Raw genomic sequence first — 13,157 nt, 5'->3', positions numbered from 1 at the left:
CTTTCCTCGGAGCTTCCGTCACTGCTTTCCGTGGCGATTTTTGTATGATTTTGGGGCTTTTCTGTGGCTCTTGCCGGTGTGTCTGTTTACGTTTTTCGTACCCCTTGGCGAGCAATCGTTAAAAGGTGTCAGCAATCGTTAAATTGTTTGAAGAATCGTTAAAAGGTTTACAGATTGCGAATTATCTGACTAACACTCCAATAATGAACGCCTGGATTACCGATATGATTGGTATTAGCAAAAAGGGTACAAACAAGAAATGTTCCCAAATCGCCAAGTGCTTCATCCAATTCTTAAATTCATAGTCCTTGTGCCCCTCTGTGCCGGGAATAACAATTTTGCTCTTATATTTTCCTTGAAATAACAGACAATCTAACAGCAAAAAATCTCCTGCATTTAAGATGCTCCACTGGATATAGCTCATCCAAAACAAGTTCCAAAAACCAATAATTGGGGAATGCATAAGGCTCGCGACCGAATAAACAAAACATATCCCAACGAGGCCGATAGTGAATATGAGATTTATCTTTTTCTCTTGCGTTGTCATTGGTAAAGGAGCTGCCTTTTGAATGGCTTTTGGATAAGAGTCCAAAAACCATCTTGGATTGATCAGTACCAAGCTTGCGACAGCCCCATTAAAAATTGCGGCGATCGCCACGCCGTCAAGTATTGCTCGTAGGATATCCATCAACTTTTATCTTTCTCATTCCATAAATCCGAATCCAAAAATTCTTTTACAAACGTCAGATACGCCTCCGTGTTTTGCGTCATCTCCCCGCAGTGCCTATAGCCTTGCCAGATTTGTATTTCCGCTTTGGGATAATGCTACTTGATACTTCTTTTTGCGTGTCCAAGATTCGGATCTTTGTCCGAAAATGGTTTCATTCTCTTGTGGCTTCAACAGGCGGGTAATCAGGTGAACAACAGAACGCGGGGTAAAGAACTCACCAGCCTTTTGTCCAGCGTCATCAGCGAACCTCTTGAGTAGGTATTCGTATGCTGCACCCATCAGGTCACCCGGCGCGTTCTCACGGTCAAGGGAGACTTCATTAAAGGGCTTCAAAAGTCCCTTAAGTGCTGCTTCTGGCAATCGCTCTTGGTTGGCATAATGCACATCGCCAAAGATGTTTGCTAGACGGTCAGTGTTTGCCTGTGAAATCCTGTCCATGGCGTGCTTAACACGGATACCAAGATAGGTGGCGGGGTTGAGCTTATTATTCTTATCCTCTTGGATACCCTTTGGAACTCCCTCATTACGGAACACCTGTGACCAGCGGGTGCCGTCAGGCACGGTGAAGATGTGATAGTCAGCTTCTACCTCTGCTAAAGCTTCTTCACCAGGATCCTGCCCCGCGTAGTCATCGAGAAACTTCTGGTGTTCTAGTTCCCAGTTGACGCTAATCCACTTCCAGAAAAGAACCGGAAAGACGTAGTTCTTGTAGTCTGCTGCATCCATTGCTCCACGCAGAGAGTTTGCGGCTTCCCAGAGCTCGGATTCTAACTTCGCTTGCGTAACTGCCATTATACTTACCTATCGCTTGAATTTTACTTATAGATTCTTATTATGCTATCGGAAAGTGAAAACTGCGCGAAAACAGCTTCCATCAAGGTCTTTATCATCTCACTTATATCGGTCGTGAATTCACCAGACATCCCCCAATTTCGCGCACATGAGCGATTTAGCACGCCTGTTTCAAATATTTCACCCTAATGTCGGGGCGGGAGTCTATGACGTACGGCACCGGATTGGAGGTGAAAAATCAGTGGTAGAGATTAAGTTCAATAAGGACTTTGGCAAAGTTCCTAGACATAAGGCGAACACTGCCAACAGGAACATTCAAAAGACTATGGAGCCTAACAAGACTCTTGACCAAAAAGTGAATGCGATTGTCCGCGAGTTCAACACCGCCTATAAAGGCACTGGACTTGAGAACTTCGGTGACACACTCAAGGACACCATCAAGAAGATGGTGAAAGATGATGGCGCACCGCGGCAGTATGCCCATACCGTGTACAAACAACTCGACAAGCTGTTTTCGCTGGTGCTCGGTCAAAGATCTTCACGCTCTCACAAAACACTCCCCGCTAGTCGGTATCGGATTTCTCAGTCCACTAATGGGGAGTAGTTCATGCTACCGGGGTACGAGGTCGCGCGGCTGTCCGGGCTACTGGAGCTGGTCGAGGAAGGCGAGGACCTCTTCGTTGATGGCCCCGAGTGTTACCTCACTGTCGGTGGTATCGAGGCCGCGGTCGAGGAGGTTGGTGACAATCGGGGTCACACGGCCCAGGTCCGTCATGCCCAGGTGGCCGGAGCCCGGCAAGTAAACCACCCGATCCTCCGGACCGTCGGGCAGGGCCACCTCGGTGTGTGCAGGGCCCTCCAGCATATCCTTGGCCACGTCGGAGTAGAAGTACAGGATCGGCACCGGATAGGGCCCCTCTCCTTCGCCTGCGACCGTGATGCACTCGAGGGCGACCACGTCGACGACGTCATCGCGCTCGCGGCCGAGCGCCAACGCGCTGGCCCCGCCCAACGAGTGGCCCATGGCGACGACCTCGTCGTGCGGGAGCTGGTCCAGGACCGCGTCGAGGTCAGCGAGGCGAAGTTCGATCCAGTCCTTCTGCAGGTCGACGGACATCTGGATGTCGTCGGACTTCTGGATGTCGAGAGCTCGTCCAGGAACTGCTTGTCGGGGGGTGACGATGGTGCCGTCGGAGAGCCGGGTAAACATCGTGTGCTTCGAATGGGCGACGGAGGCGACCCGGTAGCCGTGGCTGGCCAGCTCTCGGAAGAGAGACTCGTTGTTGTACATCGTGCCGTTCGCGCCGTGGGAGAAGACCACAAGTGGGCCGATCGGCTCCGTGTCTCCGGGCTCCCAAATGCCGACAGGCAGCTCGCGGGTGCCATCGTCGGCCGTGGCCATGGACGGTATCGGGGACGGATAGGTGACGAACTCCGTGCGGGTGGCCACCTCGTGCGGGCCCGTCGTCGGGATCGCGCCTAGCCTACTCTGACCTACTAAGGGGGAATCTGAAGGGAAAACGAAAGGTAGTGTTGTGGAAACGGAGACATCAGGCTAGATGGTCCGCAGTGGTCAGGGAGTTTCGCAAATGTCCCGGCGCTATGTGTTGGTGGAGAAAACGACTCCACACCACCCACCCAGAAGTAAATAAATACTAGTTTGGCGTTGTCACCGCTAGATTTTTCTCTAGCGCGACAACGTTATTCATCTGTCCAGTTACAATATTTCCGCAGGAAATGACTGTTAGTCTGAAACAACGAGAAAGCCTCCACTGCTTCTTTTCAGACATCTGGGAACAGATGCTCTTCTCACAAAAGTAGCCCCCGCAAACGTTGCGGTAGCGGGACACGTTCCACTCCGCTATGAAGATGAAGCCTACGCCAAGTATCTGGCTGCAGTTGGTGTATCCACTACCCTGCATCGTAATAGCAGATTCATGTCACTCCACCGTCAATAGTTTCTGGGTGTGGAAGGATGCTCAGCGGGCGATGGATGAAGCCGTTGGCGCACTCCGTCTGAGCTTGTGGATCATGGACTAGAACGCTTGATCTTCCTGCGCTAACATCTGCTTCTCCAGTGTCAGTAAGGCGACCTTGGTAGGCAGTCCTCCGCGGTAGCCGCCAAGGTCGCCGTTTGCACGGATAACCCGGTGGCACGGTACAAGAATCGGCAGCGGGTTCGCCCCACAGGAAGCCCCCACCGCGCGCATAGCGTGAGGGTTTCCGATGGCCTTCGCAACCTCTTTGTAAGAGCATGTTGAGCCATACGGAATATGCCGAAGCTGCCGCTGCACCTGCAGGTCGAAGCCGTCGGAAAAGCGCCAGTCGAGGGGAACGTCGAAGCGCAGCCGCTCCCCAGCGAAATACTCCACGAGCTGAGTCTGTGCCGTATCCAGTAGCGAACTTGTTTCCCTAACGGGCACTCCCAGCCGGGAGGCCACCTCAGTGGCCACTAGGTGAGGGTTTTCGGTTGGTAGCCCGACCCGTACGATGCCGACGGCAGTAGCTGCCAAGAGAATGTCTCCGATCGGGGTGGACACAGTGCGGAAGGAGAGAAACTCAGCGGGGGCCGAGGTGGCGTCGTCAGCAAACATAAGTCTCCTTCAGAACCGGTGTCCTACCACAGTGTGTGCTCCGCGGTGGTAGTGCACCAGAAACGGACTATGCCCGTTGGTAGTCGGAACGATCGGGCACGACGTGGAAGGAGCCCACGCCGTCTTCCACAATGCGCACGGGGGTGTTGTATACCCGGCTGAGAAGATCCACCGTAAGTACCTCACGAGGTTCGCCTTGCGCCACCACAGCGCCGTCTGCCAGTACAACAATGGTATCTGCATAAGCAGCAGCCAGACCGAGGTCATGGAGAACAACCACGGCACCGACACCATGTGCAGCCCGCTCACGGACTACCTGCATGAGCCGCTCTTGGTGCTGAATATCAAGTGCTGCGGTGGGCTCATCCAACATGAGGATAGGGGTTCGTTGTGCTAACACACGGGCCATCGAGACACGTGCGCGTTCGCCACCAGACAGTTCATTGAATAGCTTGGGGAGGAACGGTTCCACATCCATGGCGGCGATTGCCCCTACGATTGCCTCTGCGTCCTCTGCTGCCTGCGGAGTGCGCGTCCAGGGGGCTCGACCCATCTCGATAACTTCGCTCACCAAGAATTCGAAACCGACATGGTTACTCTGGGTAAGCACCGCTCGGCGGTGGGACAATTCGCGGACGGAAAGAGAGGTAAGGTCGTCACCGCACACAGAGACGCTTCCTGCAGAAATAGGGAGATCCCCGGCAAGGACACTAAGAAGCGTGGACTTACCGGCACCGTTAGGGCCGACAAGGGCGATAACCTCACCGGCATGCACTGTTACGGAGACATCGTTGAGAATGCTGCGCTTGGAACGGACACAGCCAACATGGTTGGCTTCTATGACGGTAGAACCATTGACGCTAGGCGTAGTGCTCATTACTGCCACCCCGTTCCCACAGACTTATAGCGACGGAGCAGGAGCAGGAAGACCGGGCCGCCGACCAAAGATGTCAGCATGCCAATAGGTAGTTCCGCCGTGCTAATGATAGTGCGCGCACAGGTATCGGCGATCAGTAGGACAAACGCGCCGCCCACGGCAGAGGTGGGGAGCAGCCATTTATGCTGCGGGCCGATGAGAAGACGGATAGCGTGTGGGACAACGAGGCCAACGAACGCGATTGCGCCGGCAAACGCCACCCCAACGCCCACCAGTGCGGCCACCACGATGATGATGTAGAAGCGGAAGCGTTCTACGTTAACGCCAAGATGCTGCGCCTGGTTTTCTCCTAGCGCCAGCAGGTCCATCTTGCGGGAGAAGAGACAGGCAATAACAATCCCCATGAGCGTGACAATAAGTGTAATCACTGCGGAACTCCACCCGGCTCCTGCCAGCGACCCAAACTGCCAGAAAACAACCTGTGATTGTGCAGCAGTGCCACCGATGAAGCTAAAGAGGGTAATGAAACCGCCTGCGATAGCGTTGACAGCAACACCGACGAGGATGAGGTTAACGACTACCGTCTTCCCTTGCACACGGGACAGCGAATAGACCAGCAGGGTTGTCAGAAGGGCACCGATAAAGGCTGCTACGGCGGTCCCCCACTTGAGGAGTACGTAGCTTTGGTCTGTACCAACCAGAGAAGTGATCGCGAGGAGCCCCGAGGCGAAGACTGCACCTCCCGATGACACACCGATAATGCCCGGTTCCGCCAGTGGGTTGGCGAAGATTCCTTGCAGGAGCGCACCCGCACAGCCCAAGCCGGCACCCACGACGAGTGCCAGAACGAGCCGCGGGAAACGCACTTCCCAGAGCGTGCTAGAGACGATACGGGAGGTGCTGCCATCACCTTCCACACCCCATGACATGAGGATGGTGTTGATGACGTCTTGTGGGGTGGTATGAACCTGGCCCACGAGACAGGAGACAAGGGCCGCTGCGATCAACAGCAGAATGAGGATGACCAGAACGATGACGGAGCGGCGTGTTCTAGTAGGCGTCACTGGGCGGCAGGCTTTCCGTATAGGGCGTCAGCGAGCGCATCGATAACCAGGCCGACTCCCGGACCGAAAGAGAAGAGGGCGGAGTCGAGAATATCGACGACGGAACGGTTCTTGCCGGCCGGTGTTTGGGCCATACCGGGGGCAGAAACCACACCATCCACGCCACCGGCAGACTTCATGCCGTCAGACATAACGATGACGGTGTCTGGGGCAGCCTTCACCATGGCTTCTGGGGTCATTGGGGTAAATGCGGCAGTCAGACCAATTTCTTTGCTGACATCGACACCGCCCAGGGCTTCCACGAGTCCAGGGGCTCCCGAGCCAGGGCCACCGATGAAGGCGACGTTGGTGCCGCGGATGACGAGTACTGCGATGCGGCGGCCGTCAGCCATCGCGTGGGCGCGTTTGGTTGCGTCATCGATTTCTTTCTTAGTGTGGTCGATGACCTTATCGATATCCTTTCGGTCTACGCCGAGGGCTTCACCAATTTCGACAATGGTAGTTCCCACGCCTTTGAGTGAGCGTTCCGGGGAAATGTAGACCACTGGGATACCGAGGGCACGAAGCTGTCGGAGGACGGCAGACGGGCCTACTGTCACGTCAACAATGACGACAGTGGGGCGTGCAGCAATAATCTTTTCGGCATTGAGGACGTGGGCTTTGGTGGTGACGAGCGGGATATCCTTCGCCATGGGGAAGTCTGCCGTCTTGTCACGTCCAATGATGTTCTTCCCAAGACCCAATGCATAGATGGTGCGAGTGATGGTGCCGGGGCGGTCTATGCCAATGATGCGAGATGTGTCAGTGACAGTGATCTCTTCACCGTCCCAGGACTTCACCTTGGCAGGAAGGTGCTGTGTGGGGGTATTGACGACCACTTCGGGGTTGTTATTCTTCAGCACGGCGTGGCGCGAGCCCTTGGCGTTGGGGAATTCGTCTTTCCCACCGTTGGCTCCATTAGGGCCGGCACAACCGGTAAAGACAAGGGCGGCACTAGTAATGAGAGCGATCAGGACGCGGCGGTGAGAGCGGGGGGCGCGCGCGTGGGTGGATGATGCGTCCATCATGGGGTCAGTAAAGCCGGCCACTTCAGTCCTCCAGAAGTCATTTATTTTTTCGAGAGCTTTATCAGCTGCTTATCCGCGGAATTATGCCACCCCGATGAGTAGCGTTAGCACCACAAATTCTTTTTCTAGAATAGTCCATTGCAAAGTTTTAGGGTAACCTGACTAGGGTCGCCTGAGTTATATTTTTGTTATTAAGAACTCGACGCCACTTGAGGGCCTCGAGGAGACCTTCAAGAAGACCTTTTGAGGACATTGTAGAAAGGGCACCATCGTGTCGATCTTTACCTCTCGTACGTCCCGTCGCGCCTCTGCTATCGTTGGTCTGACCGCTGCGGTTCTCATGCCTCTTGCTGGCGCTGGCGTTGCCCAGGCCTCCCCCACCCTTTCCGCTTCCCCTACCAAGGGGCTGCATGCGGGTTCCGTTGTTAATGTCACCCTCCGCGGTCTTGACCCGTTGTCCGGCTATTACGTGGGGCTATGCCAGAATAAGTTCTCTGGCCCGGTGCCACTGTGCACGGGCGAGCGTAAGTCCATTGGTAACCAACTGTGGGTCACCAACTCTCCCGGCGGTACGAATACCATCCCTAGTAACGGTGTTGTTAAAGGCAAGATCACCATCACTCTGACTGGTTCTACGGTTCCGGGCAAGAAGGTGGACTGCCGTAAGGGATGCTCCGTAACCCTCTTCCACGATCATGTGAATGGCCTGGATATCCTCTCCCGTGTGCCCGTCTCGGTGAAGTACTAAGCGCTAAACATTACAAATTCATTACATGTCCGCATGAATGCGACTATGTGTATATGAGACTAAAGTCCCGGTCGGAGAGACCGGGACTTTACCCATCTGTGGGATGCTAATCGCGGAAAAACGGCAATTTTTAGGTGAAAGGGAAAGAAAGTGACGATCTTTTCCAGCCGCATCGCGATGTGTAAAGCGCGGCGAGGTTCTGCTCTGGTAGCCCTTGCTGTCGCTGGTGTATTCTCCCTCGGTACTGGTACGGCGCAGGCTGCACCTGCGCTTAGCGCCACCCCCACCAAAGGTCTTCACGCCGGCAGTGTCGTGAAGATCTCCTTGCGTGGGCTCGATCCCCTCTCCGGCTACAACGTTGGACTCTGCCAAACAAACTACAAAGGCCCCATCCCTCTCTGCACCGGTGAGCGCCGTCAGGTCGGGAATCAGCTGTGGGTGACCAACTCCCCCGGCGGCACCAACCCCATTCCCCGGAATGGTGCGGTCGATGCCAAAATTACGGTAACCCTTACCGGCTCAACTGTTCCCGGCAAAAAGGTCGATTGCCGCAAGGGCTGCTCGATCACCATGTTCCACGACCACGTCAATGGTCTGGACATCATTGCCCGAGTCCCGGTGAGCATCCGTTACTAAGGAAACCTCACATAGCTCTGTGCACACTGGAACTACGGTGACAGGACGCACAGCACGAGCTCTTGTGGAGCGCGTCATTCTCCCCAGAAGACGCGCTCCACAACTTTTCTGGCCCGTCGCGTGGACTTCAGATAATTCTCCACATAGTCCGCACCCGCATTGACCGGCCACCCACAAATTGCCGCCACACTGGACAAGATGTCTCCCTGAATAGGTAGGACATCAAGGGGACGGCCTTTCGCCAACACTAAAGCGTTCCGCGTCGACGTTGCGCGGGACCAGGCAATCCACAGTGTGTCCTCATCATCCAAACTCAAGAGTCCTGCCTGTGTGGCAGCCTCCAGCGCCGCCCGCGTGGATGTCACCTGCAGCTCTGGATAGGCATACGCATGCTGCAGCTGCAACAGCTGGACTGTCCACTCAATATCGGAGAGGCTCCCCCGCCCTAGCTTGGTGTGGAGGCTCGGATCCACACCCCATGGCATGCGTTCTGTCTCCACCCGAATCTTCATACGACGGATCTGTTGGACTACCTGCACCGGGAGCTTTTCTGGGTAGCGGAGAGGATTCACCATTTCGATAAACTTCTGCCCTAGCTCCATGTCTCCAGCTAGTGGCTCCGCCCGCAGTAATGCCTGCAGTTCCCAGGGCTCCGCCCACTCTTCGTAGTAGCTCCGGTAGCTTTCCAGGGTGCGCACCAGCGCACCCTTCTTCCCTTCGGGTCGCAAATCCGCATCGATTTCTAATGGCGGATCAGTAGAGGGTTTCTTGAGCAGCTGCTGAAGCTTGTCGATTACCTCGGTCGACCACTGCAGCGCCTCCTGGTTAGATTCCGCTGCTTCGGTGGGTTGGCACACAAACATCACGTCGGCGTCAGAGGAATACCCAATCTCTTTACCTCCCAAACGCCCCATGCCGATCACCGCTATGCGTGCCGGGGCATCTTGTTCCGCCAGCCCGGCGCTCTCCAAATGCTCACGAGTCGTGACGGACAATCCCGCGTTGAGGACAGCCACCCAGATAGTGGAGAGCGCAGCGCACACTTCCTCCACATCCAGCATTCCGAGAACATCTGCACAGGCTATACGCGCTAATTCTGCCCGCCGTAACGAACGTGCAGCATCGATAACATCCGCCGGATTGTGGTGACGGCGGGCGCTCGCTTCGAGCGCTGAGACGATATCGGCTGAACTTGCCTCCACTAGGCGGCTGCCGGACAACATTTGAATGACATCGGGAGCATTCATCAACAGGTCGGGAATATAACGGCTGTTCCCGCAGATGGTAGCCAGACGTTCCAGCACAACTCCATCATCCCGGAGAAGCCGGAGATACCACGACTTGTCAGCCAGCTTTTCGGACAAACGTCGATAATCCAGCAAACCTGCGTCGGGGTTAGCAGTGCGGCTGAGCTTCTCTAAAACCATGGGTAGAAGCATCTCTTGAATGCGGGCACGCCGGCTGCTATTTCCGGTCAGTGCACGTAGATGGGTGAGCGCGTGCCGCGGGTTCTGATATCCCAGTGCCGCCAGCTGCCGTTCCATCGCCTCATTGTCCATGGAGACGGTGGAGGCGTCTGCGGCGGCAATGCTCAGCAGCAGCGGACGGTAAAAGAGGCTCTCGTGAAGAGTTCGGATGCGTGCCCGCGTCCGCCGGAGACGATCAACCAGTACTTCTTCTGTATCCATCGTTCCGGTCGGACGGCATCCAGCTGCTCGCGCAAGCCAACGAAGCGCTATCTCCTCATCTTCCGATGGTAGGAGGTGCGTGCGTCGGAGATGCTGCAGCTGTAGGCAATGCTCGAGCAGACGGAGAAAGTCGTAGGCAGAGTTCAGCTCGTCCCCATTATGCCGAGAGATATAACCACCTTCGGCAAGCGCATCTAGGGCTTCCCCGGTGGCTCGCACCCGCAAACTGGTATCGGTGCGACCATGTACCATCTGTAGCAGCTGTACCGCGAATTCCACATCCCGCAAGCCACCTCGGCCCAATTTGAGCTCACGGGTAACTTGAGCTGCCGGAAGGTTGTTTTCCACGCGTTGCCGCATCTCCTGCACATCGGCAACGAATTGGTCCCGTTCACATGCTGTCCACACCAGTGGGTAAATAGCGTCGAAGTACTCCCCTCCCAGTTTCATATCCCCGGTCATTGGCCGCGCTTTGAGCAGCGCTTGAAATTCCCAGGTCTTTGCCCAGCGTTTGTAGTACGCAAGATGCGAGCTTACAGAACGAACTAGGTCGCCCTTTTTACCTTCGGGGCGGAGTGCCGCGTCCACTTCAAAGAAGCAGCGGGTGCCGATGCTCATGAATTCAGCAGCCAGACGGGCAGTTTTCGCATCAGCAGGTTCAGCGACAAAAACGACGTCGACATCTGAAATGTAATTGAGCTCGCGGGCACCGCATTTGCCCATTGCGATAACGGCTAGACGTCCCGGCGTCTCTGCTGCATCTGGATAGACTGTCGCAACAGCAACCGCTAGAGCGGCGGTTAATGCTGCTTCCGCTAACTCCGTTAGGCGCTCCGAGGTATCCCGGCGGGGTGGTTGGTGTTCTGTGCTGTCGACCGTGTGGGCAACATCCGCGGCGGCCACTAGACACATAATGTCGCGGTATGCACTTCTGATGGCGCGCAAGGCATCCGGACCAGTGATCCCGGCTCGATAAGTGCCAGTCGTGGTGAGATCAGCTGACGCGGTCGCATCCACTGGGGTGGCCTGTACGCTCTGTAACAGGTGTTGTGCGCTCGCCGAAAACGCGGGAACAGCAGTATCTAGATGGCGGGCTAGCGTCGGGTGCGTCACAAGATGGTCGCCTAGCGCCGTCGACGCTCCCAGAAGCGCAAGGAGTCTGCTCCGTAGCACGGCATTTGTGAGAAGATCCTGCGTCAAGCTTTCCCAGCTCTGCTCCCCTTCGACGTCGCACAATGCTTCTCGTAATCGGACCAAGGTAGCGAGGCAGAGGTTAGGTTCTGGACTGCGGGAGAGAGCGCGCAGGAGGTCTACACACTCCTCCTTCATCCATCCCAGTTCCGTAAGTTCTTGTTCCGCGGTCGCCCGCGACAGCCCCAACCTGGCGGAGCTGGGGATCACACGGCGGCCGGTATTACGTGGAGTGGTCACAGGGACAGGTAGTGACGCAGTTCATAGGGAGTGACGTGGTTGGAATACCGCGCCCACTCTTCCCGCTTGCTCCGAATAAGGAACTCAAAAACATGTTCGCCCAGTGCATCTGCCATCAGCTCAGAGCTCTCAAAGCACGCGATAGCGTCCTGCAAGCTTTCTGGCAGATCGCGGTAGCCCATCGCTTTACGCTCTTTAGGACGCATGAGATTGACGTCTTCCTCCGCTTCAGGAGGAAGCTCGTAGCCTTCTTCCACACCCTTCACACCGGCAGCAAAAATAGCTGCAAATGCCAAGTAGGGGTTGCATCCGGGGTCAGGAGTACGCACCTCCACCCGACGTGAACTGGACTTATTCGGCATATAGCGAGGCACTCGCAGCATCGTACAGCGATTACCGGAAGACCAGGTGGCTGCGATGGGGGCTTCGAATCCGCCGCTTAACCGCTTGTATGAGTTCACCCATTGGTTGGTCACCAGCGAGATCTCATTGGCGTGCTCTAGCACACCAGCCATAAAGGACCGTGCAACCGTGGAGAGACCCATGGGGTCATTGGGATCATCAAAAGCGTTAGTGTCACCTTCGAAAAGGCTGACGTGTGTGTGCATACCGGAGCCAGCAAAATCGGTGAAAGGTTTGGGCATAAAGGTGGCCCGAACTCCATCATTAATAGCGACTTCCTTCACCAGATAGCGGAAGGTCATGACATTGTCCGCCATTCCCAGTGCATCGGCAAACCGCAGGTCAATTTCCTGCTGGCCAGGAGCAGTTTCGTGATGGCTGAACTCGACCGAGATACCCATCGATTCGAGAGCTTCGATTGCATGCCGCCGGTAGTGCGGGGCGATGTCGTGGAAAGCTTGATCGAAGTAACCGCCAGCATCAATTGGTACGGGACGCTGCCCTTCGGTATCAAGTGATTTCAGGACGAAGAACTCAATCTCCGGATGGACATAGCAGGAGAAACCCATCCCCGACGCACGATTCATCACCTGACGCAGGACGTGGCGAGGGTCAGCCCACGAGGGGGTGAGATCCGGCATGAGGATATCACAGAAAATACGTGCAGAGTGCTGCCGCTTATCCTCATGCAGCCACGGCATCATCTGGAAGCTGGAAGGATCCGGCATGAGGATGGTGTCCGCTTCGGTAATGCGGGAAAAGCCTTCGATCGACGATCCATCGAAACCAATACCTTCTTCGAACGCCCCCTCTAGTTCAGCTGGCGAAATAGCGACTGACTTGAGGTACCCCAAAAGATCAGTGAACCAGAGTCGGACGAAGTGAATATCGCGTTCATCAAGGGCGCGAAGAACAAATTCCTGCTGTCGATTCATACTTCCGAGGGTATTAGATCAGCATTACCGCCATGTTAACTCTGGTCACTGTTTCCTAACGTTTCCCATCGGTACCAGACACTCTCCCAGAACGCGGTAACCCACTTCCCGCTCCCCTCTGCCCATTCCAGATAACACAGCACCGCCTCTCCAAGATCGGAGAGGCGGTGCCTCGTTGCCAGTGCGGATGCGT

Annotated in this window: 13 protein-coding genes and 1 pseudogene; 5 read left to right on the top strand and 9 right to left on the bottom strand. The window is 55.6% G+C overall.

The features are described from left to right. Positions 1 to 181 precede the first annotated feature (181 nt). Together IY73_RS07245 and IY73_RS07240 are read right to left on the bottom strand one after the other, a co-directional pair. Complete coding sequence (locus IY73_RS07245; protein ID WP_237025122.1) at positions 182 to 658, bottom strand: hypothetical protein; 477 nt, start codon at positions 656 to 658, stop codon at positions 182 to 184. Positions 659 to 784: 126 nt separating this feature from the next. After that, positions 785 to 1,522: a type I restriction-modification system subunit M N-terminal domain-containing protein gene (locus IY73_RS07240; RefSeq protein WP_053979143.1), complete on the bottom strand. Its 738-nt coding sequence runs from the start codon at positions 1,520 to 1,522 to the stop codon at positions 785 to 787. A gap of 325 nt (positions 1,523 to 1,847) precedes the next feature. Between IY73_RS07240 and IY73_RS07235 the strand changes: the two genes are divergently transcribed. Then, the gene (locus tag IY73_RS07235; RefSeq protein WP_148565069.1) at positions 1,848 to 2,126 is read left to right on the top strand and encodes a hypothetical protein; all 279 of its coding nucleotides are present in this window, start codon (positions 1,848 to 1,850) and stop codon (positions 2,124 to 2,126) included. A 39-nt stretch (positions 2,127 to 2,165) separates the two neighbouring features. On the opposite strand, the gene IY73_RS07230 is transcribed toward IY73_RS07235, so the two are convergent. Then, on the bottom strand, positions 2,166 to 2,924 hold the full coding sequence (locus tag IY73_RS07230) for an alpha/beta hydrolase family protein (protein ID WP_148565068.1): 759 nt from the start codon (positions 2,922 to 2,924) through the stop codon (positions 2,166 to 2,168). 370 nt (positions 2,925 to 3,294) lie between these two features. On the opposite strand from IY73_RS07230, the pseudogene IY73_RS08840 reads away from it, so the two are divergent. Together IY73_RS08840 and IY73_RS08680 are read left to right on the top strand one after the other, a co-directional pair. Next, positions 3,295 to 3,390: pseudogene (locus tag IY73_RS08840) on the top strand (hypothetical protein); the annotation flags it as partial. 1 nt (position 3,391) lies between these two features. Continuing rightward, positions 3,392 to 3,562, top strand: a complete 171-nt coding sequence (locus IY73_RS08680; RefSeq protein WP_237023731.1) for a hypothetical protein — start codon at positions 3,392 to 3,394, stop codon at positions 3,560 to 3,562. Here IY73_RS08680 and IY73_RS07225 read toward each other — a convergent pair. The 4 genes from IY73_RS07225 to IY73_RS07210 all read right to left on the bottom strand — a co-directional run bounded on the left by IY73_RS07225 (position 3,559) and on the right by IY73_RS07210 (position 7,145). Continuing rightward, positions 3,559 to 4,116, bottom strand: coding sequence for a methylated-DNA--[protein]-cysteine S-methyltransferase (locus tag IY73_RS07225; RefSeq protein WP_053962480.1), 558 nt, complete (start codon positions 4,114 to 4,116; stop codon positions 3,559 to 3,561). The two genes, IY73_RS08680 and IY73_RS07225, sit on opposite strands and share 4 nt — an antisense overlap. Before the next feature lie 67 nt (positions 4,117 to 4,183). Further along, entirely contained in the window at positions 4,184 to 4,993 is an 810-nt protein-coding gene (locus tag IY73_RS07220) for a heme ABC transporter ATP-binding protein (RefSeq protein WP_053962479.1), read from the bottom strand. Continuing rightward, on the bottom strand, positions 4,993 to 6,057 hold the full coding sequence (locus IY73_RS07215) for a FecCD family ABC transporter permease (RefSeq protein WP_053962478.1): 1,065 nt from the start codon (positions 6,055 to 6,057) through the stop codon (positions 4,993 to 4,995). The genes IY73_RS07220 and IY73_RS07215 overlap by 1 nt, the downstream gene beginning before the upstream one ends. Further along, on the bottom strand, positions 6,054 to 7,145 hold the full coding sequence (locus IY73_RS07210) for a heme/hemin ABC transporter substrate-binding protein (protein WP_053962477.1): 1,092 nt from the start codon (positions 7,143 to 7,145) through the stop codon (positions 6,054 to 6,056). The genes IY73_RS07215 and IY73_RS07210 overlap by 4 nt, the downstream gene beginning before the upstream one ends. A 250-nt stretch (positions 7,146 to 7,395) precedes the next feature. Here IY73_RS07210 and IY73_RS07205 point away from each other — a divergent pair, with 250 nt between their 5' ends. Next, the gene (locus IY73_RS07205) at positions 7,396 to 7,872 is read left to right on the top strand and encodes a hypothetical protein (RefSeq protein WP_053962476.1); all 477 of its coding nucleotides are present in this window, start codon (positions 7,396 to 7,398) and stop codon (positions 7,870 to 7,872) included. Between the two features lie 150 nt (positions 7,873 to 8,022). Continuing rightward, positions 8,023 to 8,508: a hypothetical protein gene (locus IY73_RS07200; RefSeq protein WP_053962475.1), complete on the top strand. Its 486-nt coding sequence runs from the start codon at positions 8,023 to 8,025 to the stop codon at positions 8,506 to 8,508. Positions 8,509 to 8,582: 74 nt separating this feature from the next. Here IY73_RS07200 and IY73_RS07195 read toward each other — a convergent pair whose 3' ends face one another. Both IY73_RS07195 and glnA read right to left on the bottom strand, forming a co-directional pair. Continuing rightward, on the bottom strand, positions 8,583 to 11,627 hold the full coding sequence (locus IY73_RS07195; protein ID WP_053979140.1) for a bifunctional [glutamine synthetase] adenylyltransferase/[glutamine synthetase]-adenylyl-L-tyrosine phosphorylase: 3,045 nt from the start codon (positions 11,625 to 11,627) through the stop codon (positions 8,583 to 8,585). Then, the gene (gene glnA / locus IY73_RS07190) at positions 11,624 to 12,964 is read right to left on the bottom strand and encodes a type I glutamate--ammonia ligase (protein ID WP_053962473.1); all 1,341 of its coding nucleotides are present in this window, start codon (positions 12,962 to 12,964) and stop codon (positions 11,624 to 11,626) included. Before glnA ends, IY73_RS07195 begins: the two co-directional genes overlap by 4 nt. Between the last annotated feature and the right edge of the window lie 193 nt (positions 12,965 to 13,157).

The sequence above is a fragment of the Lawsonella clevelandensis genome, assembly GCF_001293125.1.
Classification (GTDB): Bacteria; Actinomycetota; Actinomycetes; order Mycobacteriales; family Mycobacteriaceae; genus Lawsonella; species Lawsonella clevelandensis.
The sequence above is the reverse complement of the archived record's forward strand: the minus strand, read 5'-3'. Positions and strand labels throughout refer to the sequence as shown.